19 protein-coding genes are annotated in these 24,914 nt (G+C 63.9%); 10 read left to right on the forward strand and 9 right to left on the reverse strand.

Annotated features, from left to right (window positions below; translation table 11 throughout):
* Positions 1-80: 80 nt before the first annotated feature.
* The 4 genes from A9K65_RS32220 to A9K65_RS32235 all read left to right on the forward strand — a co-directional run bounded on the left by A9K65_RS32220 (position 81) and on the right by A9K65_RS32235 (position 7,451).
* On the forward strand, positions 81-4,118 hold the full coding sequence (locus A9K65_RS32220; RefSeq protein ID WP_064995703.1) for a peptidoglycan-binding protein: 4,038 nt from the start codon (positions 81-83) through the stop codon (positions 4,116-4,118).
* Positions 4,119-4,310: 192 nt separating this feature from the next.
* Positions 4,311-5,234, forward strand: a complete 924-nt coding sequence (locus tag A9K65_RS32225) for a sulfite exporter TauE/SafE family protein (RefSeq protein ID WP_013533663.1) — start codon at positions 4,311-4,313, stop codon at positions 5,232-5,234.
* The gene (locus A9K65_RS32230; RefSeq protein WP_013533664.1) at positions 5,234-6,025 is read left to right on the forward strand and encodes a TIGR02186 family protein; all 792 of its coding nucleotides are present in this window, start codon (positions 5,234-5,236) and stop codon (positions 6,023-6,025) included. The genes A9K65_RS32225 and A9K65_RS32230 overlap by 1 nt, the downstream gene beginning before the upstream one ends.
* A 169-nt stretch (positions 6,026-6,194) precedes the next feature.
* A complete protein-coding gene (locus A9K65_RS32235) occupies positions 6,195-7,451 on the forward strand; it encodes an Hsp70 family protein (RefSeq protein ID WP_064995782.1) in 1,257 nt (418 codons plus the stop codon).
* A 188-nt stretch (positions 7,452-7,639) separates the two neighbouring features.
* Here A9K65_RS32235 and A9K65_RS32240 read toward each other — a convergent pair whose 3' ends face one another.
* Positions 7,640-8,101 (reverse strand): cupin domain-containing protein, encoded by a 462-nt coding sequence (locus A9K65_RS32240; RefSeq protein ID WP_013533666.1) that lies wholly within the window; start codon positions 8,099-8,101, stop codon positions 7,640-7,642.
* 110 nt (positions 8,102-8,211) lie between these two features.
* Between A9K65_RS32240 and A9K65_RS32245 the strand changes: the two genes are divergently transcribed.
* Complete coding sequence (locus A9K65_RS32245) at positions 8,212-9,774, forward strand: winged helix-turn-helix domain-containing tetratricopeptide repeat protein (protein ID WP_064995704.1); 1,563 nt, start codon at positions 8,212-8,214, stop codon at positions 9,772-9,774.
* Positions 9,775-9,908: 134 nt separating this feature from the next.
* On the opposite strand, the gene A9K65_RS32250 is transcribed toward A9K65_RS32245, so the two are convergent.
* On the reverse strand, positions 9,909-10,811 hold the full coding sequence (locus A9K65_RS32250; RefSeq protein WP_064995705.1) for a LysR substrate-binding domain-containing protein: 903 nt from the start codon (positions 10,809-10,811) through the stop codon (positions 9,909-9,911).
* On the opposite strand from A9K65_RS32250, the gene A9K65_RS35800 reads away from it, so the two are divergent.
* The 4 genes from A9K65_RS35800 to A9K65_RS32265 are packed head-to-tail and all read left to right on the forward strand — an operon-like array spanning position 10,761 to position 15,690.
* Positions 10,761-11,093: a hypothetical protein gene (locus tag A9K65_RS35800; protein ID WP_198327682.1), complete on the forward strand. Its 333-nt coding sequence runs from the start codon at positions 10,761-10,763 to the stop codon at positions 11,091-11,093. The genes A9K65_RS32250 and A9K65_RS35800 overlap by 51 nt on opposite strands.
* Positions 11,090-14,020 carry a molybdopterin oxidoreductase family protein gene (locus A9K65_RS32255; RefSeq protein WP_064995706.1) on the forward strand — a complete coding sequence of 977 codons (2,931 nt, stop codon included), beginning with the start codon at positions 11,090-11,092 and terminating at the stop codon, positions 14,018-14,020. The genes A9K65_RS35800 and A9K65_RS32255 overlap by 4 nt, the downstream gene beginning before the upstream one ends.
* Entirely contained in the window at positions 14,017-14,751 is a 735-nt protein-coding gene (locus A9K65_RS32260) for a 4Fe-4S dicluster domain-containing protein (RefSeq protein ID WP_013533670.1), read from the forward strand. Before A9K65_RS32255 ends, A9K65_RS32260 begins: the two co-directional genes overlap by 4 nt.
* Positions 14,752-14,754: 3 nt before the next feature.
* Positions 14,755-15,690: a DmsC/YnfH family molybdoenzyme membrane anchor subunit gene (locus A9K65_RS32265; RefSeq protein WP_064995707.1), complete on the forward strand. Its 936-nt coding sequence runs from the start codon at positions 14,755-14,757 to the stop codon at positions 15,688-15,690.
* A 6-nt stretch (positions 15,691-15,696) separates the two neighbouring features.
* Here A9K65_RS32265 and pdeM read toward each other — a convergent pair whose 3' ends face one another.
* From pdeM to A9K65_RS32290, 5 genes are all read right to left on the reverse strand, one after another.
* Complete coding sequence (gene pdeM / locus A9K65_RS32270; protein ID WP_013533672.1) at positions 15,697-16,413, reverse strand: ligase-associated DNA damage response endonuclease PdeM; 717 nt, start codon at positions 16,411-16,413, stop codon at positions 15,697-15,699.
* Entirely contained in the window at positions 16,410-18,959 is a 2,550-nt protein-coding gene (locus A9K65_RS32275; RefSeq protein WP_063170000.1) for a ligase-associated DNA damage response DEXH box helicase, read from the reverse strand. The genes pdeM and A9K65_RS32275 overlap by 4 nt, the downstream gene beginning before the upstream one ends.
* Positions 18,960-19,159: 200 nt before the next feature.
* Entirely contained in the window at positions 19,160-20,020 is an 861-nt protein-coding gene (locus A9K65_RS32280) for an NlpC/P60 family protein (protein ID WP_027161742.1), read from the reverse strand.
* Between the two features lie 26 nt (positions 20,021-20,046).
* Positions 20,047-20,397, reverse strand: a complete 351-nt coding sequence (locus A9K65_RS32285) for a MarR family winged helix-turn-helix transcriptional regulator (RefSeq protein ID WP_013533675.1) — start codon at positions 20,395-20,397, stop codon at positions 20,047-20,049.
* Positions 20,398-20,469: 72 nt separating this feature from the next.
* Positions 20,470-21,834, reverse strand: coding sequence for a M17 family metallopeptidase (locus A9K65_RS32290; protein ID WP_064995708.1), 1,365 nt, complete (start codon positions 21,832-21,834; stop codon positions 20,470-20,472).
* A 116-nt stretch (positions 21,835-21,950) separates the two neighbouring features.
* Here A9K65_RS32290 and A9K65_RS32295 point away from each other — a divergent pair, with 116 nt between their 5' ends.
* Entirely contained in the window at positions 21,951-22,772 is an 822-nt protein-coding gene (locus A9K65_RS32295) for a tetratricopeptide repeat protein (protein ID WP_013533677.1), read from the forward strand.
* Between the two features lie 90 nt (positions 22,773-22,862).
* Here A9K65_RS32295 and A9K65_RS32300 read toward each other — a convergent pair whose 3' ends face one another.
* Positions 22,863-23,885 carry a type II secretion system F family protein gene (locus A9K65_RS32300; RefSeq protein WP_013533678.1) on the reverse strand — a complete coding sequence of 341 codons (1,023 nt, stop codon included), beginning with the start codon at positions 23,883-23,885 and terminating at the stop codon, positions 22,863-22,865.
* Positions 23,886-23,894: 9 nt separating this feature from the next.
* On the reverse strand, positions 23,895-24,908 hold the full coding sequence (locus A9K65_RS32305) for a type II secretion system F family protein (RefSeq protein WP_064995709.1): 1,014 nt from the start codon (positions 24,906-24,908) through the stop codon (positions 23,895-23,897).
* Positions 24,909-24,914 lie beyond the last annotated feature (6 nt).

Here is a 24,914-nt window from a genome sequence, read left to right on the forward strand (position 1 = left end):
TCGCCGCCGGTCGCCTTCGTTCCGATAGGGACCTGGGGGAACTGGCCGCGAGCCAGCCATTCTGAAAGACGGACGCACCGATGAACAGCAAGCGGTCCTATCTCGATACACTCAATGCCGGCAGGCAGCGCAGGCCGCAGACCACGCTCGATCAGTTGAACCAGTCGCTGGAGACACTGGAGCAGCGGCCGGAGCGGACGCGCGAGGATCCGATGGCACGTCCCGAACTCCGCCAACCCGATCCCCGCCAATATGGTGCCGATGCGCGCTACCCCGCCGCCCGGCCCTCTGGCCAGCAGCGCTGGTATGAGGACCCGCAGCCCGCGTCGCGTCCGAAGAGCCCGATGCAGGGAGCCGCCGCTTTCGAGCAGAATTACCAGGCCATTGCCCGCGATATCGATCGCGTGCGCGGCCAGGAGGATGGCGTTGCCATGGTCGGCAAGATCGCCGGCGAATTGCGCGGCATGCGCGAGGAATTGCGCCACCAGATGACCGCAGGCCTGCAGCGGGAATTCGAAGCGCTACGCAAGGACATCGAGCGGGCCTTCCAGTCAGGCGCAAGGCCCGGTGCTTCGGCCAAGGGCAGTGCTGAACTCGGCCTTGAGTTCGAGCGTCTTTCGGGCGCCATCCAGACCCTGGCCGAGAAGAGCGACGACAGAAGCGTCAACATGCTGCGCCTCGAGCTCGAACAGGTCAAAGCCGCACTCGAAACGCTGGCACGCGAAGAGAGCGTGCAGAAGGTCGACCGCCGCTGGGACGATTTCGATCGCCGCTGGACGGCGTTCGAAGACCGCGTCGACGCCGACCAGCGCAAGCGCTCGGACGACCCGGGCCTGTCTGCTCTCACCGCCCGGCTCGAGCAGATCAGCAATGCCGTCAACAATTTGCCGGAATCGTTGTCGCTGCGCTCGCTGGAGGAGAAGGTGCGCACGCTTGCCGGCGCTGTCGACCATTTCGCCAGCCAGCAAGACAATCGCGGCAGCGACACGCTTGGCATGATCGACGAGCGGCTGGACGAGATTTCCCGCGCCATCGTGGCATCGACGGTCGCCGCGCAAGCCAATTCATTCGACCACGAGGCTTTCGAGCGCATAGAGAGACGGATCGACTCGCTTGCCGGCCAGATCCAGGAAGTGGCGCAGGATCGTCCCGGCAACGCGGTCATGGACCGGTTGAGCACGCTGTCGGGCCGGGTCGACGAACTCGCCGGCCGCGCCAATCTGCCGGAGCAGGCGATGGAGCGCCTGGCCAAGCAGATCGCATTCATCGCCGACAAGATCGACCAGGCACCCGCCATGCCTGACGCCGACTACATCTTCCATGGGCTGGAGCAACGCTTCGACGTGCTGTCGAGCATGATGGAACGCCGCCAGGGTGACGCCATCGAGCAGGGCAACATGCTGTTCCGCGATCTCGAGCGCAGGCTGGACGAGGTTGCTGACAGGCTCGACCAGCGCATGCCGCAGGTCGACAGCGTCGGCATCATGGAAGCCATCGATGCCCGCTTTACGGCGCTCGCCAAGCGCCTTGAAACGCGTGTGCCCGATCCCGCGGGCGAAGCGGCGATCCGCGGACTGGAGAGCCGGCTCGAAGACATTTCAAGCCGGCTGGACGCGTCGGCCGCACAGGTCGCCGGCATCGATCCGGCGTTGATCCGCAGCCTGGAAGCACAGGTTGCCGGCCTGTCGGCCCATCTTTCCAAGCCCAGCACCCCGCTGCCGGAATTCGAGGACATCAGCCCGCGTCTCAACGAAATTGAAAAGTCGCTCGCAGGAACCCGCGATTCCATCCTTGGCGCGGCGCGCGAAGCGGCCGAGAACGCAGTGCAATCGCTGGCCGGTTCGAGCGCCAATGCGACCGCGGTTTCCGGCCTCGCCCAGGATTTGAAGACGCTTGAAACGCTGACGCGGCGCTCCGACGAACGCAATTCGAGAACGTTCGAGGCCATCCACGATACGTTGCTCAAGATCGTCGACCGGCTGGGTTCGCTCGAACCCGGCGAGCCGGTCGAGGCGATGAGCGAATTGCTGGATGCGGCACCGGCCGAGCCGAGCAACTGGCGCGGCGTGCGCCGACCCAAAATGGCCGTCGACGCGCCGTCGATGGATATCGATCAGCCCCTGCCATTGACTGGGGACATGGCAGATCTCGATGGCCGTGCCGCCGCCATCCTGCGCAATGAGCCGGGTGCACGCGGCGACCTGGGTATGCGTAGCGACCTCGGTATTGGTATTGGCACGCGCACGCCGGCCGAGGCTGCCGCGGCGGCGGCCATGGCCGCGCTCGGTTCGGACACGATCGCCGAGAAAGGCGGACAGGCCGGCGGCCGCAAATCGTTGTTCGGCGGGCTGGCCCGCGCCTTCAAGGGCAAGAAGGAGGCGGATATCCCGCCACTGGCCGGCTCAGCGCCGAGTGCCCCAATACCGAGCGTCGATCTCGACGAGCCGCTCGATCCGAAAATGGCCAACCGGCCGCTGGAGCCCGGCTCCGGCGCACCTGACCTCAATGCCATCATGAAGCGCGTGCGTGACGAGCGCGGCCAGCCGGCCAAGCCCAGCGACACCGATGCCGCGAAATCGGATTTCATCGCCGCTGCCCGGCGCGCGGCGCAGGCCGCGGCCGCCGAGGCCGATGCGCTGAAGCGCCAGTCGACGGTGACCGGACCGGTGAAGGCACTGCGGATCGGCGACCTGCTCAAGGCACGGCGCAAGCCGATCCTGATGGGGACAACCGCGATCCTGCTGGCGCTGGGCGCCCTGCAACTGGGCAAGGCCTTCTTCGCCGATCCGGCCCAGGTGGCGAGCAACGATGTCGTGCCGATCGTCGCCTCGCAGCCGATGCAAACCGCCTCGCTCGATGCCGCGAGCCAGCCAAAGACGGACGCGCAGCCCGCGGCAGTGGAAAGCGCGCCGGACCATGCCGTCAGACAGGCCGAGCCATCCGCACCGGCAACCAAGGACGACATGGTCGCGCAAAGCATGATTGCCACGCCGCCAGGCGCCGAGCCGTCGATGGGTGCCGCGCCGATCGCAGAACCGGTTCCCGCCCCCGTCGCCTTGGCTACATCGGCCGATGCGAACCCAGCGGTGTCCGAGACGACGACAGCCTCGGCTGCGCCGGCCTCGACCGTTCCGGTCGCCGCCGAACCTGCCGATACCGATACCGCCACCGGCATCCAGCCTATGGCGACAGAGCCGACCACCGCCAAGGACACCACGGGCGCGGTTCCGCCGGTGGACGCTTCGCCGGCGACGACGGCAAAATTCGACATTCCCGCTGACGCCGGCCCGGCCGCCTTGCGTGATGCCGCTGCCAGCGGCGACGCCAAGGCGCTGTTCGAAATCGGCTCGCGCTATGCCGAGTCGCGCGGCGTCAAGGAAGACATGGCGGCAGCGGCCAAATGGTACGAGAAATCGGCGGAACTCGGCTTCGCGCCGGCCGAATACCGTATCGGAAATTTCTACGAAAAGGGCATCGGCGTCGCGCGCGACATCAAGAAGGCGAAGACCTGGTACCAGCTTTCCGCGGCACAGGGCAACGCCAGCGGCATGCACAATCTGGCCGTGCTGTTCGCCATGGCGGCTGACGGCGTGACCGACAATGAATCGGCCGCGCACTGGTTCCAGGCGGCGGCCGACGTCGGCGTCAAGGACAGCCAGTTCAATCTCGGCATCCTCGCCGCCAAGGGCGTCGGCATGAAGCAGAACCTCGAGGAGTCCTACAAATGGTTCGCGCTCGTCGCCAAGACAGGCGACAAGGATGCGGCGGCCAAGCGTGACGAGATCGCCAATGCGCTGCGGCCCGAGCAGCTCGAGCGCGCCCGCGCCGCGACCGAGCTGTGGAAGGCCAAGCCGCTGGATGCGGCAGCCAACTCGGCCGACATTCCCGAGTCCTGGCAGGACGGCGCGCCGCAGACGACCGCCAGCATCGACATGAAGAAGGCCGTCCAGAACATCCAGCGCATTCTCAACAAGAACGGCTACGACGCCGGCGGCGCCGACGGCAAGATGGGCCAGAAAACGAAGACCGCGATCATGGCTTTCCAGACCGACAACAAGATGGCGGCGACCGGCGAAGTCGACGAAAACCTGGTGAAGGCACTGCTGGCGCGCAAATAACGGCAGAGGCGTCGCTTCCACGACGCCCTTGCCACACATTCGCCTGTTAACTGATTGAGATGTTTTTTGTTTCGGCGGCGTAGCGCGGTTTGACTTCGCAGCACCTCCGGCGCAAGAACGAATTGGCTTGTCGGTCCAAGATGCCCGCAACGGTTGCATTCGCCGACAGGCAGAACTGATCGAGACTGACGGGTGGGCATCTATCTCCCGATCGCGGAAATTTCCGTCAATATCTTCGTCCTGCTGGCCATGGGCGCGGCGGTGGGTTTCCTGTCGGGCATGTTCGGCGTCGGCGGCGGCTTCCTCATCACGCCGCTGTTGATCTTCTACAACATCCCCCCGGCGATCGCTGTCGCCACCGGCGCCAACCAGGTCATCGCCTCCTCCGTCTCGGGCGTCCTTTCGCACATGAAGCGAGGGACGCTCGACCTCAAGCTCGGCGGGGTGTTGCTGGCCGGCGGCATTGTCGGTTCCACCGGCGGCATCTACGTCTTCGCCTTCCTGCGCAGGCTCGGCCAGCTCGACCTGTTCATCTCGCTGCTCTACGTCGTGCTGCTCGGCACCGTCGGCGGGCTGATGCTGGTCGAAAGCGTCAATGCGCTGCGCGCGACGCGCAGCGGTGCGGCGCCGGTGCTGAAGAAATCCGGCCAGCACAACTGGATCCACCGCTTGCCGCTGAAGATGCGGTTCAGGGCGTCAAAACTGTTCGTCAGCGTCATCCCCGTCCTTGGCCTTGGCGCCGGCATCGGCTTCCTGTCGTCGATCATGGGCGTCGGCGGCGGCTTCATCATGGTGCCGGCACTGATCTATCTGCTGAAAGTGCCGACCAATGTCGTCATCGGCACCTCGCTGTTCCAGATCATCTTCACCTCCGCCTATACGACGCTGGTCCACGCCACCACCAACCAGACAGTCGATGTCGTGCTGGCCTTCCTGCTGATGGCGGGCGGCGTCGCCGGCGCGCAATACGGTGCCAAGGCCGGCCAGAGGCTGCGCGGCGAGCAGCTCAGGGCCTTGCTGGCACTGCTGGTGCTGGCGGTGGCGATACGATTGGCGATCGATCTTTTCGTCACCCCGCCCAACCTCTATTCGCTGTCTGCCGCGGGCCTCAACTGATGAAGGCTCGCAGCACATTCGCAACCGCCATTGTCCTGTCGCTGCTTGCGGCCGCCGTGCCGGCGAAGGCACAGGTCCCGCTGACCGAAGGCATCCAGATCGGTCTCTCCACCGACAACGTCTCGATCACCGCCGGTTTTTCCGGGGCCGATCTGACCATCTTCGGTTCGCTGGAAAACCCGGATCCACTCGTCGCGCGCCAGGGCCGCTACGACGTCATCGTCGTGCTCGAAGGTCCGCCCAAACCGGTGGTGGTGCGTCGCAAGGACAGGGTGCTCGGCGTCTGGGTCAATCTGGACTCTGAGACCTTCGAAAACGTGCCCGTCTCCTATTCGGTGGCGACGACGCGGCCGCTGCAGGACATCACCGAACCCAACAGCTACAAGCAGCTGTCGCTCGGCGCCTCCAACCTCTACATGCAGCCCGCCGATGCCGGCGACAGCCCGGCGACGATCGAGGAGTTCACGGCGGCACTGCGGGAGCGCAAGTCGGCGACCGGGCTCTACAGCGAGAATGTCGGCGGCGTGCAATTCCTGTCGCAGAACCTTTTCCGCGCCACAGTGAGGCTGGCGCCAAATGTGCCGGTTGGAACCCACAAAGCCCGCGCGTTCCTGTTCAAGAGCGGCCTGTTCATCAAGGAAAGCTCGGCCCAGCTCGAAATCCGCAAATCCGGTTTCGAGCAGTCGATCTTCCGTGTCGCGCACAATTATTCCTTCCTCTACGGCGTCTTCGCGATATCGCTGGCCATGCTGACCGGCTGGCTCGGAAGGCTGATCTTCCGGCGAGATTAGGATTTTCCCCGAAAAGTGGTTTCCCTTTGCCGAGGCATGCGGTAGACCGCGCTCCCCAGCCAAATGGCAGACACAAACAATTCGGTTCGGCAGAGCAGCCCGTCCCCGGACAGCGCGCGATTTCTCATGGCGCCTGTCGGCTCGCCGACGACAAATGCAGGAACTTGTCATGCGACCAGCCTTCGGCGGCATCGACTTCGGCACTTCGAACTCCACCGTGGGCGTGGTCCGCAACGGGCAGCCGCGCCTCGTCGCGCTGGAGAACGGCCAGGTCACGCTGCCCAGTGCCGTGTTCTTCAACTTCGAGGACAACCGCACCTGCTTTGGCCGCCAGGCCATCGCCAATTACACCGACAGCATCGAAGGCCGGCTGATGCGTTCGCTGAAGAGCGTGCTCGGCAGTTCGCTGGCCCATGAAAAGACCCGCATCAAATCGCGGTCGATCGGCTTCATGGAGATCGTCGGCATGTTCCTCGGCCATCTCAAGAAGAGGCTGGAAGCCGATGCCGGCGATACGGTCGAGACCGTCGTTCTTGGCCGGCCGGTGCAATTCGTCGATGACGATGCCGAGGCCGACGCGAAGGCGCAAAGCGAACTCGAGAACGCCGCGCGTGCCCAGGGCTTCAAGCACATCGCTTTCCAGTTCGAGCCGATCGCGGCGGCGCTCGACTACGAGCAGAAGGTGACACGCGAGGAGCTGGCGCTGATCATCGATATGGGCGGCGGCACGTCGGACTTCTCGATCGTGCGGGTCTCGCCGCAGCGCTCCCGTTCGCCGGACCGCAAGGACGACATCCTGGCCAGCCGGGGCGTCCATATCGGCGGCACGGATTTCGATCGGCTGCTGAGCATCGCCCATGTCATGCCGCGGCTCGGCTATTTGACGCCGACCAAGGACGGCAAGCGCAACCTGCCGGCAAGCTATTTCATCGACCTCGCCACATGGCAGCGCATCAACCTGGTCTACACCGCCAAGGCGATGACGCATCTGCGCCAGATCCGCTACGAGGCCGAGCGCGCCGACCTGGTCGACCGTTTCATCCACGTCGTCGAACACCGCTACGGACACGCGCTGGCCGCACGTGTCGAGAAGGCCAAGATAGAGCTGACCGACAGGTCATCCGCAGAGGTCGCTGTGAAGCTGCCGGGTGCGGAGTTCACCGCCGAAATCACGCGCAGCGGGCTCGACGCGACGATTGCCAGGGACATCGAGCGGGTCACCGCAACGGTCGGGCAGACTATCAGGGACGCTGAGGTGAAGCCGTCCGACATCACCGCGGTGTTCCTGACCGGCGGATCGACCGCGATCCCGCTGGCCAAACGAGAGATCCTGTCGCTGGTGCCGCAGGCATCCGTCATCGAAGGCGACATGTTCGGCTCGGTCGGACTTGGCCTGGCGCTGGATGCGCAACGCAAGTTCGGCTGAGGCTTTCTTCGAGCGGTCCAGCTTTTCAGAGATTACTGATCCGCTTTAGGCCAGGTCGTGTACCCATAACCTTCGGCGTGATGCGATGAAGATCACGTCCGCTTTGCGCCGATAGCGACCAAGCTCGTGCGCCAGCGCGATATGTCGCAATGGGCCAGAAGCTGCCGTGGGGCCGCCGTGACAGATGCCTACCCGCGTGTCGTCAAAGTCGAGAGCTGGTCAGTATCGTAGCGGTTCCGCAGCTCAGCGAGGGCCTTTGGGTCCGGCGCACCCTGCGCCGCGAGTTTGGCAAGTTCTTCGAAGTAGCGTTCGTGGCCAGGCGGAGAGACGGTCATCAGCACGCGGGCGGGTCTCTCACTGACATTCGTGATGTCGTGCGGCACTCCCGGTGGAATGAACAGATAGGTTCCGGGCGTTGCGCGAACCGTCTTGTCGCCGACATGCCACGCACACTCACCTTCGAGCAGGTAGAACGTCTCTTCCTGCACACGGTGAACATGCCGTCCGGTGGCGAATCCCGCTGGGATCGTCCAGTCAAACATGCTCGTGTGCTTGGTGTTTTCGCCGGTGACGAGGAAGACCATAGGTTGACCCCGCAGCATGATCCCCTTCTTCTCGTCGGGCATGCGAATAATGGCATTGGCGCTCATAGGATCCTCCTTTGACTGGGTGCTTACTTCCGGCAAGCACCTGTGCGACATTGGCCGTCGATGCCGGGAAAGTCGTGAATTCGTTCCCAAAAATTTGCTAAAAGCGTTGGATGACAATCGGAGGCGACCTTTATCAGTTTGGCCCGTTCCGTCTCGATCAGGTGGCGGGCATTTTGTATCACGGCGCCGAGCCGACCATGCTTGGGCAACGCGCCGTTTCGCTTCTGCGTTTGCTGCTCCAAAACGCGGGCGTACCGGTATCCAAAGACGCGCTGGTCGAAGCCGGCTGGGGCAAATTGGCGGTTGCCGACAACAACCTGACGGTCCAGATCGCGGCCTTGCGCCGGGTATTGGCCGACGCAGCGGATGCTGAGAGCTGGATCGAAACACTGCCGCGCCGAGGCTATCGCTATGTAGGACCGGCTGTTGCGACGAATGTCCCCGATCGTTTTGCAGCCGCCCGCACCGCGTCGGCGCCGACCTTGCCTGAGAAGCCTTCCGTCGCGGTCCTGCCGTTCTCGAATTTGAGCGGAGATCCGCAACAGGAGTACTTCGCTGATGGAATGGTCGATGACATCATCACCGGCCTGGCACGCATAAAATGGCTCTTCGTTATCGCGCGAAACTCGACCTTCGCTTACAAAGGCCGCGCCGTGGACGTGAAGCAGGTCGGCAGCGAGCTTGGCGTACGATATGTCCTCGAAGGCAGCGTGCGCAAAGCTGGCGGTAGTGTGCGCGTAACCGCTCAGATGATCGATGCATCGACCGGCGCGCACGTGTGGGCCGAGCGCTACGACCGGAGTTCGGAGGACATTTTCGCGCTTCAGGACGAAATCGCGCTATCAGCGGTGGGCGCGATTGCTCCAAGCTTGCGAAAAGCGGAAATTGAACGTGTCAGGCGGAAGCGCCCAGAGAGTCTCGACGCATACGATCTCGTGCTTCAAGCCCAGCCTGATGTCGATACAGGTATGCCGGAACAAGTTACGAGAGCACTGGCGCTTCTTGAGCGTGCCATCGCACTCGAGCCTGCCTATGCCCTTGCGCATGGCAATGCAGCAATGTGTCATCATTGTTTGTTCCTTCGTGCCGGGCTGCAGGAATTCAACCGTGCGGCTTCGATCCGGCACGCCCGATTGGCCATTGTCCATGGACAAGACGATGCACTCGCTCTGACATGGGCAGGGTTTTCGATCGGCATGGACGCGCATGATCGCGCCGCTGCATTCACGGCATTAGACGCAGCCCTCGCCATTAGCCCGTCATCGGCGCTGACTTACATTCTTGGCAGCGTCGTTCTCGGATGGGCCGGCGAAGCAGAGCGCGCGATAGAATGGAGCCAGAAGGGTATCCGGCTAAGCCCGTTCGATTCGTGGGCTTGGGCCGCGTTTGACGCCCAAGCAATGAGCCATTTGCTGCGCGGGCGTTACGAAGAAGCTTGTCGCGCAGCCTACAAGTCCGTTCAAGCCAATCCGGCACACAGCATCACCTACGTGCAACTGACCGCTGCGCTCGCCAAACTCGGCCGGCTGGACGAAGCGAGGGCCGCCGCCGCGCGCGTGCGCGAGCTTCAGCCGGGCTTCCGCTACAGCCGCCAATTTGCTGGCGTGCGCTGTGCGCCAGCGCTCGCGGAGACTCTGGGAAGCGCGCTGCGGGACGCCGGATTGCCAGAGTGACGGCTGGGCGTCGAGGCGGACAGCGCTAGCGAGCCCATCTGGGGAGGAAGGTCGTGGTGAGGCGTTTCAATCAGCCACTCGATACAAAGTACCAAGACCTCCGAGCCAACGGCAAAGCCGCAAGCTCTGATACTCTAGCCCGCCGACGGGGCATCCGCCTTGCCGTCGAGATGCGCCTTAAGCGCCATCTGGGCCAGGCTTGCCTGGCGATCGCGATGGGTGATCATGGCGAAGTCGCGTTTCGGCAGTTCGAGCGGCACCGATCTCAGACTGCCTTCGGCCACGGCGCGAGCCGCGACAAGCTCGGAGATGATGGTGGCGCCGGCCCCCGCCTCGACCGCCTGGCGAATAGCTTCATTGCTCGGCAGCACCAGGAATATCTGGAGGTCGGCGAGCGAAATGCCTTCGTGGCGTGCCAGATCCTCCAGCACCTCGCGCGTACCCGAACCACCCTCGCGGATAATCCAGCGCAGGCCCTTGATGTCAGGGCGGCCGGGCGCGACTTCGGGGATCTCCGAATGCGCGCTGGCAACCACCAGCATCAGCCTGTCGACGTCGACCTTGGTGCGGCGCAGGATATCGGACTCGGTGCGGCCTTCGACCAGGCCCAGATCCGCCGCGCCATCGAGGACATTGGCCTCGACCTGCCTGGTGTTGCCGATGGAGACGCTCAGCCTGACGGCCGGATAGGCTTCGTGGAAGGAAGCCAGCCGGCGCGGCAGCCAGTAGCTGGCGATGGTCTGGCTGGCGGCGATCGAGAGGCTGCCGGTGACGGTCTGCGAGACATGCTCCAGCACATTGCGGGCAGCGGCGGCCCGTTCGAGCACGGCCTTGGCCTCGGGCAGGAACCGATGGCCGGTCTGGGCAAGCTCGATGTTGCGGCCGACGCGGTTGAACAGGTGGACGCCGTGCTGTTCTTCAAGCGCCCGGATGGCCGCCGATGCCGCCGACTGCGAAATGCCCAGCAGTTCCGCCGCCTTGGTCATATGGCCGCGCTCGGCGACGGCGACGAAAATCCGCAACTGGTCCAGGGTCATGCCCGCATTAAGAACCAATATCGATCGAATTTACAAGAACAACTGATTAGACAGATCGATAGCTTTATTCTAAGTTTTCCGGCGAAGTTAGAAAAAATTCGCCGAAAGATCGCAGAGAGCAGAATGATCGGGCGGTTCAGATCCCTGCTTGCGCATTGGACCCGCGGCTTAAGGCGGCGGCTGGCCGGCGATCGCTATCACCCGGAAGAGCACTACATGCGCGGCCCCGGACCGAAGACGCGGGCCAAATCCATGCGCCGTACAGGCGCCACCGGATCATGATGCAGGGACCGCCGCGCGGCGCGAATTCGGCACCATCGCAACGCCCGCTTGCCGACACGCGAGCGCCTGACGAAGGCGACGGCGTCGACACCTCGCCTGCCATTTCCGACAGCATCGCCAAGACGACCTGCTACATGTGCGCCTGTCGCTGCGGAATCGATGTACACATCAAGGATGGCAAGGTCCGCTACATCAACGGCAACAAGGACCACCCGGTCAATCGCGGCGTGATCTGCGGCAAGGGCAGCTCCGGCATCATGCAGCATTACAGCCCGGCAAGGCTGAAGAAGCCATTGCTGCGCAGCGGGCCGCGAGGCTCCGGCGAGTTCCGCGAGATCGAGTGGGAGGAGGCGTTTTCGATCGCTACGGAACGGCTGTCGAACATCCGGCGGACCGACCCCAGGAAACTCGCCTTCTTCACCGGCCGCGATCAATCCCAATCCTTGACCGGCTGGTGGGCGAGCCAGTTCGGCACGCCGAACTTCGCCGCCCATGGCGGCTTCTGTTCGGTCAACATGGCGGCCGGCGGTCTCTACACGATCGGCGGTTCGTTCTGGGAGTTCGGCGAGCCCGACTGGGACAACACCCGGTATTTCATGCTGTTCGGGGTTGCCGAGGATCACGATTCCAACCCGATCAAGATCGGTCTCGGCAAGCTCAAGGCGCGCGGCGCCAAGGTCGTCTCGATCAATCCGTGCCGCACCGGCTACAATGCCATTGCCGATGACTGGATCGGCATCCGACCCGGAACAGACGGCCTGTTCGTGTTCGCCCTCATCCACGAATTGCTCAAGGCGGGTCGCGTCGATCTCGAGTATCTGCTGCGCTACACCAATGCCCATGTTCTCGTCGTGCAGGAGCCAGGTGCTGCCGATGACGGGCTGTTCGTGCGCGACGCCGACGGCAATCCGCTGGCTTGGAACAGAGTGGCCAAAACACCGGTCAGCGCCGCCGATGCCGGTGCGAAACCGGCGCTGACCGGCAGCTTCACGATCGGCGGGCGCCGCTGCGTCCCGGTGTTCCAGCTGATCGCCGACCGCTACCTCGATGAGAGTTACGCACCGGACTCGGTCGCCGAGCGCTGCGGCATTGCCGCCGACACGATCCGCAGGATCGCCGCCGAACTCGCCCATGTCGCCTTCGAACAGACGATCGAATTGCCGATCGCCTGGACCGACTGGGCCGGGCGCCGCCACGAGACGATCAAGGGGCGGCCTGTCTCGATGCACGCCATGCGCGGCATCTCGGCCCATTCGAACGGTTTTCACACCTGCCGCGCCATCCATCTCCTTCAGGTGCTGTTGGGCACGGTGGATGTCCCCGGCGGCTTCCGCTTCAAGCCGCCCTACCCCCGATCCGCGCCGCCCGGACCGAAGCCGGCGGGCAAGACCGTCAAGCCGATGACGCCGCTCGACGGCATGCCGCTCGGCTTCGTCTGCGGGCCGGACGATTTGCTGGTCGACGAGGCCGGCACGCCGCTTCGCATCGACAAGGCCTATTCGTGGGACGCGCCGCTGGCCGCGCACGGCCTGATGCACACCGTCATCCGCAACGCCTGGGCAGGCGATCCCTACAAGATCGACACGCTGATGATGTACATGTCGAACATGGCGTGGAATTCCTCGATGAACACCGTCGAGACCATGGCGATGCTGACCGACAGCGACGAAGCGGGCAACTACAAGATCCCTTTCATCATCTATTCCGACGCCTATTATTCCGAGACCGTGCCGTTCGCCGATCTGGTGCTGCCGGACACGACCTATCTCGAGCGCCACGACTGCATCAGCCTGCTCGACCGGCCGATCAGTCATGCCGACGGACCGGGCGACGCCATCCGCCATCCCGTCATCGAGCCCGACCGCGACGTCCGGCCGTTCCAGTCGGTGCTGATCGAACTCGGCGCCCGGCTCGGCCTGCCTGGTTTCGTCGATGAGGACGGCTCGGCCAGATACCGCGACTATGCCGACTACATCGTCAACCATGAGCGCACGCCCGGCATCGGCCCGCTCGCCGGCTGGCGCGGCAAGGATGGGACCTCGACCGGCAGGGGTGAGGCCAACCCGGACCAGTTGCAGCGCTACATCGACAATGGCGGCTTCTGGCATCATGATTTCGCGGACGACCAGCGCTATTACAAGATGGCCAACCGCTCCTATCTCGACTTCGCGGTGCAGATGGGTTTTATCCCGAAAGCCGAACCGATCGTTTTCCAGCTCTACTCGGAGCCTATGCAGCGCTTCAGGCTCGCCGCGCGTGGCCATGGCCGTGTGGTGCCGCCGAAAGGCGATCGCCAGCGCATCGAGACCTACATGGACCCGCTGCCGTTCTGGCACATGCCCTTCGAGGAAGCGGTCGTCGACCTCGAAAAATATCCGCTGCATGCGCTGACGCAGCGGCCGATGCACATGTACCATTCCTGGGGTTCGCAGAATGCGTGGCTGCGGCAGATCACCAGCCAGAACCGGCTGTTCGTGCATCACCGGACGGCAGCCGGTCTCGGCCTTGTCGATGACGACTGGGTGTGGATCGAAAGCATCAACGGCAGAGTGAAGGGGCAGATCAAGCTGATCGACGGGGTGAACGAAAGCACGGTCTGGACCTGGAACGCCATCGGCAAAAGGCGCGGCAGCTGGGGGCTGAAGGACGACGCGGCCGAGAGCAACCGCGGCTTCCTGCTCAACCATATTATCGGCGACCAGACCTCGACCGACGCTCAGGGCAAACGCTATTCGAATTCCGATCCAGTGACGGGCCAGGCTGCGTGGTTCGACCTGCGCGTGCGCATCGTCAAATGCGCAGCCGAAGAAGCCGGGTTCACCGAGCCGCAGTTCCAGCGTTTCCTGCAGCCGCCGCATTTCGAATCCTCGCCCGACAGACTGACTTTCGGCGCCGAATTCCGCAGGGCGAGAGAGGCGACCAAATGACCTGTCTGCCAAGTCAAAGCGGCAAGAAGCTCGGCCTCGTCATCGATCTCGACACCTGCGTCGGCTGCCAGGCCTGCGTCACCGCCTGCAAGGAATGGAACACCGGCGGCCACATGGCGCCGCTGACCGACATCGATCCCTATGGCGGCCATGTCGACGGCGTCTGGTTCAACCGCGTGCACGGCTATGAGCACACCACCGAGATGGGCGGACGGACGGTGAACTTCCCGCGCTCCTGCCTGCATTGCGAGACGCCGGCCTGCGTCACCGTCTGCCCGACCGGCGCCTCCTACAAGCGGGCTTCGGACGGCATCGTGCTGATCGACGAGGACAAGTGCATCGGCTGCAAATTGTGCAGTTGGGCCTGTCCTTATGGAGCACGCGAATTCGACACCGATGTCGGGGTGATGAAGAAATGCACGCTGTGTGTCGACCGCATCTACAATGACAATCTGGCCGAAGAAGACCGCGTGCCGGCCTGCGTCGCCGCCTGCCCGACCAGCGCCCGGCATTTCGGTGATCTCGGCGATCCCCTGTCGGCGGTCTCGCAACTGGTGGCCGAGCGTGGCGGCGTCGACCTGATGCCTGAGCTCGGCTATCGCCCGACCAACAAATATTTGCCGCCGCGCGCCCACACCGCGCGCCCCGCATCGGTGGCCGCGCCGGCATTGGAACCGGTGCGGGCCGACGGCGGTTTCCTCGGCTGGGTCGACCGCATGCTTTCGAACTGACCCATGCATCCAGCCTTCTCCGTCGTCTTCTTCACCACTGCCACCGGCGCGGGCTACGGCCTGCTCGCGCTGCTGGGCACGCTCGGAGGCTTCCAGATCATCCCACCCGATTTCTGGCTGGGCTTCATCGGCATGGGGCTGGCGCTCGGCCTGATCGTGGCCGGCCTGTTGTCCTCGACCGGCCACCTCGGCAGACCCGAACGCGCCTGGCGGGCGTTCTCACAATGGCGCAGTTCATGGCTGTCGCGCGAAGGTGTTGCCTCGGTCATCACCTTCATTCCGGCGGGACTGTTCGGCATCGGTTGGATATTCTTCGGCAAGACCGATGGCTGGGTCGGCATCGCCGGATCTCTGGCCACCATCGGCGCAATCATCACCGTCTGCACCACCGGCATGATCTATGCGTCGCTGAAGCCGATCGCCCAATGGCATAGCCGCTTCACCCTGCCCGGCTATGTCATCTTCTCGGCAATGACCGGCAGCGTGCTGCTGAACGCGCTGCTGCAGGGCTTTGCCTTCGGTTCGAAGATGCTTCTGGCGGCTTGCCTGCTGCTGACCTTGATCGGCTGGGGCTGGAAAGTGGCGACCTGGCGCTACAACGACCGATTGGAGATCGCGACCACCGCCAACACCGCGACCGGGCTGGCGGGAGGTACGGTGCGGTCGCTGGAATGGCCGCATACCGAAGAGAATTATCTGCTCAAGGAAATGGGTTTCCGCATCGCGCGCAAGCACAGCGCGCGGCTGCGCCAGATCACGCAGCTTCTGGCCTTCGCGTTGCCCTTGGGGCTGCTCGCCATTGTGTTCGCCCTGCCCTGGCCGCCGGCAGCGTTGCTGTCGGTACTCGCTGCTGCAATCCAGTTCGCCGGCATGCTGGTCGAGCGCTGGCTGTTTTTTGCAGAGGCGAAGCACACGGTTACGCTCTATTACGGCAGGTAGGGCTGTTTAGCCCGGCCGCAGCATCGAGCCGGAAATGGCAAAGATGCGTTGGGCGCCCAGCATATAGGCCATCAGCGTATCCAGCCGGAACAGCCCGGCATAGGCGCGATCGAGCACGTTGAGCGAGCCTGTATAGGCACCGAAGGCCGGCATGATCATGCGGCCGCCGTCGCCGGCAAAGCAGCGGCGCCGCACCGAGCGGCCCTGCTGGACGATGCGGGCGCAGGGATGCAGATGGCCCGCTATTTCGCCTTCGACACGCTGCTTCGATGGCTCATGCCGGAACAGCAGCGAGCCTATAGCAAGTTCACGCACCGTCTCGCCAGGCAGGTCGGCTGGCGCTTCCGGGTCATGATTGCCGGCGACCCAGAACCATTGCCGGCCTGATATCAGCGCTTCCAGCCGCTCTCGGAAACTTGCATGCATGCGTTGGGCGCCGCCGCCATCGTGAAAGCTGTCGCCCAGGCTGATGACGATAGACGGCTGGTAGTCAGCGATGACGGCCTGCAATCGCAGCAAGGTCGCGCCGGTGTCATAGGGCGGAATCAGCGTGCCGCGGCGTGCCAGCGACGAGCCCTTTTCCAGATGCAGGTCGGACACGGCCAGAAGCCGCAGATCCGGAAAATAAAGCACGCCGCGCGGGTCGCAGACGGCGCGTTCGCCTGATATGCCGACAAGATCGGCCTCGGCGATCAGCGATGTGCGCGCCAGCGAAAAATTCATTCCTCGACCATCTCCGGCCCCATGGCCTCCGCGACCAGCGTCGCCGCATCCATCAGCAATGTCTCATCGGCTTCGCCGTTCACCGGCATCTTGCCGATCTCGAGCATGATCGGCACGGCGAGCGGCGATATCTGTTCGAGAGCCTTATGCACGATTCGACCCTGGATGCGCGAGAGCATGTCGGCAAGTCTGCTGACATCGAGCAGGCCGGCCGCCGCATCGGCACGCGTCGCCTGCAGCAGGATGTGGTCCGGTTCATGGCTGCGCAGCACGTCATAGATCAGGTCGGTCGAGACCGTGACCTGGCGGCCGCTCTTCTCCTGGCCAGGGTGGCGTTTCTCGATCAATCCGGAAATCAGCGCGCAGTTGCGGAAGGTGCGCTTGAGAAGCCAGCTGTCGGCCAGCCAGGCTTCGAGGTCGTCGCCCAGCATGTCCTGGTCGAAAAGTGCGCTCAGCGAAGGCTTCCTGGCTTTGAACATCGCGCCCATGTCGCCCAGTGACCATATCGCTAAGGCATAGTCGGTGGCGACGAAGCCGAGCGGCCTGGCTCCTGCCCTGTCGAGGCGGCGGGTGAGCAGCATGCCGAGCGTCTGGTGCGCCAGCCTGCCCTCGAACGGGTAAGCCACCAGATAGTGGCGATTGCCGCGTGGAAAGGTCTCGATCAGCAGGTCGTCGCGCTTGGGCAGCACCGATTTGTCGGCCTGGAAGCGCAGCCAGTCGGCGACCTGCTCGGGCAGCTTTTTCCATCGCTGCGGGTCATCGAGCATGATGCGGACCTGTTCGGCGAGATAGGTCGAAAGCGGAAACTTGCCGCCTCCATAATAGGGCACCTTGGCATCGCTGCCCGGCGCGTTCGACACGAAGCATTCATTCTCGCGGATGCCCTCGAAGCGCAGCACCTTGCCGGCGAACATGAACGTGTCGCCATGCGTCAACGTTTCGAGGAAGGCCTCCTCGATCTTGCCGAGGACCCGGCCGCCACGCGAAGCCGCGCCTTTGCTGCCGGCCTGCACATATCGAACATTCAGCGCCGGCACCTCGATGATGGTGCCGACATTCAGCCTGTATTGCTGGGCGACGCGCGGATTGGACACCCGCCACAACCCGTCCTTGTTCAAACGGATGCGGGCGTAGCGTTCGTAATTCTTGAGCGCATAGCCGCCGGTGGCAACGAAATCGATGACGCGGTCGAATGTCGGCCGGTCGAGGCTGACATAGGGTGCTGCCGTTCGCACCTCCTCGTACAGGTCATCGGCACGGAACGGCGCGCCGCAGGCGCAGCCGAGCACATGCTGGGCCAGCACATCGAGCCCGCCATTGATCAACGGAGGCGTGTCCTGCGCGCCTAGATAGTTCGCGTCGAGGGCGGCCCGGCATTCCAGCACCTCAAAGCGGTTGGCGGGGATGAGGATCGCCTTGGACGGCTCGTCCATGCGGTGGTTGGCACGGCCGATGCGCTGTGCCAGCCGGCTCGCCCCCTTTGGCGCGCCGACATGCACGACCAGATCGACATCGCCCCAGTCGATGCCGAGATCGAGAGTCGAGGTGGCGACGATGGCGCGCAGCGCGTTTTCGCCCATCGCCTTCTCGACCCGCCGGCGCTGGGCGACGTCGAGCGAACCGTGATGCAGCGCGATCGGCAACGTGTCCTCGTTGACCCGCCACAATTCCTGGAACAGCAGCTCCGCCTGGCTGCGCGTGTTGACGAACAGCAGGGTCGTCTTGTGGCGCTTGATTTCGCGATAGATTTCCGGCGTGGCGTAGCGCGCAGAATGTCCCGCCCATGGCACGCGCTCTTCGGAGTCGAGGATGGAAATCTCCGGTTTCGCACCCCCGGTGACGACGATCAGTTCGGCCATGTCATGGCCTGTCGAACCCTTGGGTGGATTCTGGCTGACCAGCCAGCGCCGCAACTCGTCAGGTTCGGCCACCGTCGCCGATAGCCCGATGGTTTGCAGACCAGGGACAAAGCTGCGCAACCGTGCCAGGCCGAGCGCCAGCAGATGCCCGCGTTTCGATGTCACCAGCGAATGCAGTTCGTCGAGCACGACGTAGCGCAGATCTTCGAAGAAGCGTCTGGCATCGCCGGCCGCAATCAGCAGCGCCAGTTGTTCGGGCGTGGTCAGCAGGATATCGGGCGGCACCAGTTTCTGGCGCTGGCGCTTGTGCGCCGGCGTGTCGCCGGTGCGCGTCTCGATGGTGACGGGCAGCCCGATCTCTTCCACCGGTTTGCCGAGATTACGCTCGATATCGACGGCAAGCGCCTTCAACGGCGAGATGTAGAGCGTGTGGATACCGCGCTGCGCCTGGCCCGGCTTTCTCTTTGGCCGGTTGGCCAGTTCGGTCAGCGAAGGCAGGAAGCCGGCCAACGTCTTGCCGGCACCGGTCGGCGCGATCAGCAGTACCGACTGACCGGCCTGGGCCTTCGCCAGAAGTTCGATCTGATGGGCGCGCGGCGACCAGCCTTTCTCGCCAAACCATCTGAGGAATGGTTCGGGCAGGGCCACGGCGGCATTCTGTTCGGCAAGGCGCGGCTCAACTGTCACCCGCCAGAGGTAGCGCGACGGCGCGCGAACGCCAAGGAAAATCGGAACAAAAGGTGATCGAGGTGAGCTTTCCTCGCCCCAGTACGGGGAGAGGATGCCGGCAGGCAGGTGGGGGGCGGCGCGAACCTCTCAATGCTGGCGCTGTCCCTCATCCGCCCTTCGGGCACCTTCTCCCCGTGAACGGGGCGAAGGAAGAAAGGCTACGGCCTCCTGAACCCTGTCGGGCCACCATAGAGATAACCGATGCGATCAACCGCATCCTTCAGGCCTTCGCGCGACACCAGCATGGTGTGGCCGTTGGCGTGGATCATCGTGTCGGCATCGGTCATCACGGCGACATGGCCCTTCCAGAACACCAGATCGCCGCGTCGCAAGCCGGAGAAATCAGGTCCCGGTTCCAGCGGCTCGCCAAGGGCCGCAGCCTGCATGTCGGAATCGCGCAGCACGTCTCTGCCGGCCATGCGCATCGCCAGTTGCACCAGCCCCGAACAGTCGATGCCGAAACCGGAAGTGCCACCCCAGAGATAGGGTGTTCCTAGAAACGCCTCGGCAACCGCGACATAGTCGGAGGCAGCTTCACTGAGCGGCCGCAGGTGACCTGCGATCAGCGCCTCGCCGGACGGCAGGACCGCATAGTGCGTACCGCGCGTCTCGGCCGCCTCCGTCACTGTCACCGTCGATCCCATCGACAATTGTCCGGCGATCGGAAAGCGCAGATCCGGCCCGGGGTAGAGGAAGGTGCGCGGCACGCAGACGATGTGCGTCGGCGTATGGTCCCGTTTGCCCAGCATCGTGTCAGCGACGTAGCCGACATAGCCGTCGCGTTCGGCCTGGACCCAGGCCCAGCCTTCAGCGACATCGAAGACCAGGACATCGTCGCCGAACAGCGCTTGCGTGTTGACGCCGGCATCCGGCCGCGGCGCCTTGCGCATATCGGCCACTGACGCGATGACCCGCGCCGGCCGGCCGGCGACGAAGCGGTCAGCGGCGACCTCGCCCTTCAGCCTTGCATCGGCAAGGTCGGAGCGAAAAGCGTGAAGGCGGGCATCCCTGGCAGTCAAATCGAGCACTCTGTTGAAAAGGTCGCTCACATCGGCAGTTCGAGCGCCTTGGCGATGATACCATCGCCGAAGCGCTCGACAAAGAGCGCGCCCTCGACCGTGCGCCTGATCAGAACATTGCGCTTGTCGAGCTCGTCGCGATGGCGCGAGACGAGTTTCAAAGCGCCCATCGTGTCAAGGGCGCGGGTGATCACCGGCTTGGTCACATTGAGCCGGGCGGCGAGCCCGCGCACGGTGTGCGGCGGCGGATCGAGATAGATGGTGAACAGGATCGCCGTCTGGCGCATGGTCAGATCGGGCGCGTCGTCGCGCACCTGCGACAGCATCACCTGCTGCCACAGTCGCAAGGCCTGGCTGGGGCGCATCGCAATCGACATCGCGCCAGCATGACGGCAAATTGTTTCGGTTCCGTTTCAGTCAAAGCGATTGCCGTCTTTCGCCTGCGACTGTCAGCCATAGCGTTTCGCGATGATCCGCTCCAGCGCGCGGATGCCCTGTGCCTCGCCGCCGGCGGGGCCATGCGGACGATCAGCCGGATTCCAGGCGAAGATGTCGAAATGCGCCCAGCCCGCGGTTTTTTCGACAAAGCGCTTCAGGAACAACGCCGCTGTGATCGAGCCGGCGAAACCGTCCGTGGTGACATTGTTGATGTCGGCGATCTTCGACGACAGTTTTGCATCGTAGGGCCGCCACAGTGGCATGCGCCACAGCGGATCCTCCGTCGCGACGGAAGCCTCCGCCAGATCGGATGCCAGCGTTTCGTCGCCGGTGTAGAACGGTGGCAGATCGGGGCCGAGCGCGACACGGGCAGCCCCGGTCAGCGTCGCCATGTCGACCAGAAGCTGCGGCTCCTCCTCGTCGGCCAGCGCCAGCGCGTCGGCCAGCACCAGCCGTCCCTCGGCATCCGTGTTGCCGATCTCGACAGTGATGCCCTTGCGGCTCACCAGCACGTCGCCAGGCCGGAAGGCGTTGCCGGCAATCGAATTCTCGACCGCGGGAATGAGCACGCGCAGCCGCACATTCAGCCCGGCAGCCATGATCATCGAGGCGAGGCCAAGCACATTGGCGGCACCGCCCATGTCCTTCTTCATCAGCAGCATGCCGGACGATGGCTTGATGTCGAGACCGCCCGTGTCGAAGCAGACGCCCTTGCCGACCAGCGTCACCTTCGGTGCGTCTTGCTGCCCCCATCGTATGTCGATCAAGCGCGGTGCGCTGGTCGACGCACGGCCGACCGCATGGATCATCGGGAAGTTCCGGTCGAGGAGATCGTCACCCTTGATCACCGAGACTTCGGCCTTGTGCCTGGCGGCCAGGGTCCGCACCGCCTGCTCCAAATCTTCCGGACCCATATCGCTAGTCGGCGTGTTGACCAGATCGCGTGTCAGGAAGACGCCATCGACAATGCGGCGAACGCGCCCGGCATCGACGTCGGCCGGCAGGCCGAAGCGCAGCGCCCTGCCTGGCTTCTTGCCGTAGCGAGTAAAGACATAACCGCCGAGCAGCAGCGCGATCGCCGCGAGTTCGGCCTCGGCCGGCGCCAAGGCGAAATGCCAGTCGCCTTCCGGCAAGGCTTTCGACAATGCGCCGAGGGCAAGCGCGCCTTCGCCATCGCCGATACCGAACAAGGCGCCGCCGAGCGCCCCGTTTTCGCCGGGCACGACCAGTGTCCTGCCTGCCTCGCCGGAAAAGCCGTTGGCCCTGGCCCAGGCGATGGCGGCCGGCGCAAGACCGGCCGCGTCCAGACCGTCCCTGGCGACCAGATGGACCGGCAACGCGCCCAGCAATGTCTTCCCGACGAGTTCGACAGGCATGCGATGTTCTCCGTGTGAGTCGCCGTTCTTAACCGTCCGTTAGGGTTAACAGAATATTTCTGCGAGAGGGAAGACGGCCACGCAATGGCCGCGCATGAATGGAGGCTTAGGGTGCCATGCCGACCAACCGCAGGATCAATATCAGGGGAAAACGGCTCATCACCATGGCTCTTGTGCTGGCGCTGACGGCGGGCGTCGCCGGTTGCGGAACCGACAAGCTCTCCACCGGCTCTATCGCACGCACCAGCGGCAAACCGCTTGAAAGCATGTCGGCCGGCGAACTGCACAATGCCACCGGTGCACTTGGCCAATCCTACGCGAAGAACCCCAACGACAAGCGGATAGCGACGAACTATGCGGCGGCGCTACAGATGGATGGCGACGCCGACCAGTCGCTGGCCGTGATGCGCAAACTCGCCATCGCTTTGCCCAAGGATCGTGACGTGCTTGCCTCCTATGGCAAGGCGCTGGCCGCCAATGGCCAGTTCGAGGCGGCGCTCGACGCCGTGCGTCGCGCTCAGACACCGGAATATCCCGACTGGAGGCTGGTGTCGGCGGAAGCGGCCATTCTCGACCAGACCGGCCAGAAGGACGATGCGCGCCAGCTTTACCGCAAGGCGCTCGACCTCAAGCCGAACGAGCCTTCCGTGCTCTCCAATCTTGGCATGTCGTATGTGCTGGAAGGTGATCTGCGCACCGCCGAAACCTATATGCGCTCGGCCGCGCAACAGCCGAATGCGGACAGCCGGGTCCGCCAGAACCTGGCGCTGGTCGTCGGCCTGCAAGGCCGGTTCGACGAGGCCGAGAAGATCGCCTCGCAGGAACTGTCGCCCGAACAGGCGCAGGCAAATGTCGCCTATCTCAGGCAGATGCTGGCCCAACAGAACGCCTGGAGCCAGCTCAAGGACCAGGATAAGCCGAAATCCGCAACCAACTGAGACCACAATTCCGATGCCCCAACGAAGAGGCCGCGCTGCATGCAGCGCGGCCTCTTCGTTTGAAGTGTACTGCAGGAATTTGCCTTGCCGCTACTGGGCGTTTGTTGCCGGCGCCGCATGATCGCCGAAGATACCGCGTTGGCTGACCTGAATGCCGGCGGGACCCAGGATGATGGCGAAAAGCACCGGCAGGAAAAACAGGATCATCGGCACGGTGAGTTTTGGCGGCAGGGCGGCCGCCTTCTTCTCGGCCGCATTCATGCGCATGTCGCGGCTTTCGGCGGCAAGCACGCGCAGTGCATGCGCCACCGGCGTGCCGTAACGCTCGGCCTGGACGAGCGCCTGCGACACCGACTTGACCGAATCCAGGCCGGTGCGGCTTGCCAGGTTCTCGTAGGCCTGCTTGCGCTCCGGCAGATAGGAAAGCTCGGCATTGGTGAGGATGAACTCTTCCGCCAGCGCCACCGATTGCGCGCCGATCTCGTCGGCGACCTTGCGCAATGCTGCTTCCACCGACATGCCCGATTCGACGCAGATCAGCATCAGATCGAGCCCATCCGGCCATGCCATCTGGATCGACTGCTTGCGCTTGGTGGCGCGGTTGTTGACGTAGATGACCGGCGCGTAGAAGCCGCCGTAAGCAACGAGGATGCAGACGAACAGCCTGATGACCAATGGCTTGTCGGGCAGTCCTCCGAGCACGAAGATGTAGATTGCGGCCAGCGCGAAACCGACAAAAGGAAGCACGAGACGAAAGAAAAGAAACCGCGTCAGCGGATTCTGTCCACGAAAACCGGCCACCTTGAGTTTCTGCAAGGTGCCTTCATCGGCGAGCGCGCGTCTCAGATCCAGGCGGTCGACGATGTTGCGCATGCCGATCGACTGTTCCTCACGCAAGCCCTTGCGACGGCGGTCGGCCTCGACCGCAAGCCGGGCGCGCTGTTGCGCACGCAGTTCGTCGCGCTCCAGCGCAACGGATTTCATGCGTGACTTGAGCTGGTTTCCGCCAAACGCCGGCAGCAAGGTGAAGACGGTCGCAAACACCGCTATCGCGACCAGCATCGCGATCAGGAAGCTCGGATCCGTCAGGGTCTTGATGACTTGCTCGGTCATGCCAGCATCCTAGACTTCGAAGTTCATCATCTTGCGCATCACCAGGATGCCGATCGACATCCAGACCGCAGAGCAACCAAGGATCAGGTTTCCGACGCTGGTGTTGAACAGCGGCATCAGGTAGGCCGGGCTCGACAGGTAGACGAGAAAGGCGACGATGAAGGGCAGCGCACCGATGATCGCGGCGGATGCCTTCGCTTCCATCGACAGCGCCGCGACCTTGGCTTTCATCTTCTTGCGATCGCGAAGCACGCGCGAAAGATTGCCCAGCGCCTCGGAGAGATTGCCGCCGGCTTGCGATTGAATCTGGATAACGATGCCGAAGAAGCTTGCCTCGGTGCAAGGCATGGTTTCGGGCATGCGCAAGGTCGCGTCGGGGATAGAGAGGCCCATCTGCTGTGAATCGACGATGCGGCGAAACTCGGTCTTTACGGGTTCGGGCGATTCGTTGGCGATCAGGCGCACGGCATCGTTCAGCGGCAGGCCGGATTTGACCGCGCGCACGATGATGTCGAGCGCGTTTGGAAATTCGTTGAGGAATGCCTTGACCCGGCGGGCGCGGCGAAACGTGACGAACCAGCGCGGCAGGCCCAGCCCCCCGGCCAGCAGCACGCCCGGCAAGGCGCTCAGCGGGGCTCCGGCCACGAAAGCGGCCATTGTCAAAACGATGCCGCATATTGCGGAATATATATAGAAACGCTCGATGGTGGTCTTGAGGCCGGCCTGACGAAGCTGGGCTTTCAGCGGCGGCTTCTTGACGCGGCTGTCCTTGGTTTTCTGCTTGGCGTCGAGTTCGTTGAGAGAATCCTGAACCGATTTGCGCCGCTTGGCGGCTTCCGCCACGCGGTCGCGCGAGGCCTTGACGACGGAGCGATCCGTCTCGGCGGTCCTGATTGTTTCGAGCCGCTTGCCGACCTGTTTCTCGTTGCTGATCCGGGTGAACAGAAATGCATAAGCGACGGCGCCGGCGCTGAAGCCGGCGAGCACGACAAACGCCAGTACTGTGCCGTCAATTCCAAACATTGGCCC

Source organism: Mesorhizobium sp. WSM1497 (assembly GCF_001672455.2).
In the GTDB taxonomy this organism is placed as follows: Bacteria; Pseudomonadota; Alphaproteobacteria; order Rhizobiales; family Rhizobiaceae; genus Mesorhizobium; species Mesorhizobium ciceri.

What these genes read in the sequence shown, in the direction of transcription:
- A9K65_RS35800 (WP_198327682.1), top strand. Translation starts at nt 10,761, where the DNA reads ATGGCCGCGCTCGGCGACGGCGACGAAAATCCGCAACTGGTCCAGGGT.
- pdeM (WP_013533672.1), bottom strand. Translation starts at nt 16,413, where the DNA reads ATGAATTTTTCGCTGGCGCGCACATCGCTGATCGCCGAGGCCGATCTT.
- A9K65_RS32255 (WP_064995706.1), top strand. Translation starts at nt 11,090, where the DNA reads ATGATGCAGGGACCGCCGCGCGGCGCGAATTCGGCACCATCGCAACGC.
- A9K65_RS32285 (WP_013533675.1), bottom strand. Translation starts at nt 20,397, where the DNA reads ATGTCGATTGCGATGCGCCCCAGCCAGGCCTTGCGACTGTGGCAGCAG.
- A9K65_RS32300 (WP_013533678.1), bottom strand. Translation starts at nt 23,885, where the DNA reads ATGACCGAGCAAGTCATCAAGACCCTGACGGATCCGAGCTTCCTGATC.
- A9K65_RS32240 (WP_013533666.1), bottom strand. Translation starts at nt 8,101, where the DNA reads ATGAGCGCCAATGCCATTATTCGCATGCCCGACGAGAAGAAGGGGATC.
- A9K65_RS32265 (WP_064995707.1), top strand. Translation starts at nt 14,755, where the DNA reads ATGCATCCAGCCTTCTCCGTCGTCTTCTTCACCACTGCCACCGGCGCG.
- A9K65_RS32245 (WP_064995704.1), top strand. Translation starts at nt 8,212, where the DNA reads ATGACAATCGGAGGCGACCTTTATCAGTTTGGCCCGTTCCGTCTCGAT.
- A9K65_RS32230 (WP_013533664.1), top strand. Translation starts at nt 5,234, where the DNA reads ATGAAGGCTCGCAGCACATTCGCAACCGCCATTGTCCTGTCGCTGCTT.
- A9K65_RS32305 (WP_064995709.1), bottom strand. Translation starts at nt 24,908, where the DNA reads ATGTTTGGAATTGACGGCACAGTACTGGCGTTTGTCGTGCTCGCCGGC.
- A9K65_RS32220 (WP_064995703.1), top strand. Translation starts at nt 81, where the DNA reads ATGAACAGCAAGCGGTCCTATCTCGATACACTCAATGCCGGCAGGCAG.
- A9K65_RS32290 (WP_064995708.1), bottom strand. Translation starts at nt 21,834, where the DNA reads ATGCCTGTCGAACTCGTCGGGAAGACATTGCTGGGCGCGTTGCCGGTC.
- A9K65_RS32295 (WP_013533677.1), top strand. Translation starts at nt 21,951, where the DNA reads ATGCCGACCAACCGCAGGATCAATATCAGGGGAAAACGGCTCATCACC.
- A9K65_RS32260 (WP_013533670.1), top strand. Translation starts at nt 14,017, where the DNA reads ATGACCTGTCTGCCAAGTCAAAGCGGCAAGAAGCTCGGCCTCGTCATC.
- A9K65_RS32235 (WP_064995782.1), top strand. Translation starts at nt 6,195, where the DNA reads ATGCGACCAGCCTTCGGCGGCATCGACTTCGGCACTTCGAACTCCACC.
- A9K65_RS32250 (WP_064995705.1), bottom strand. Translation starts at nt 10,811, where the DNA reads ATGACCCTGGACCAGTTGCGGATTTTCGTCGCCGTCGCCGAGCGCGGC.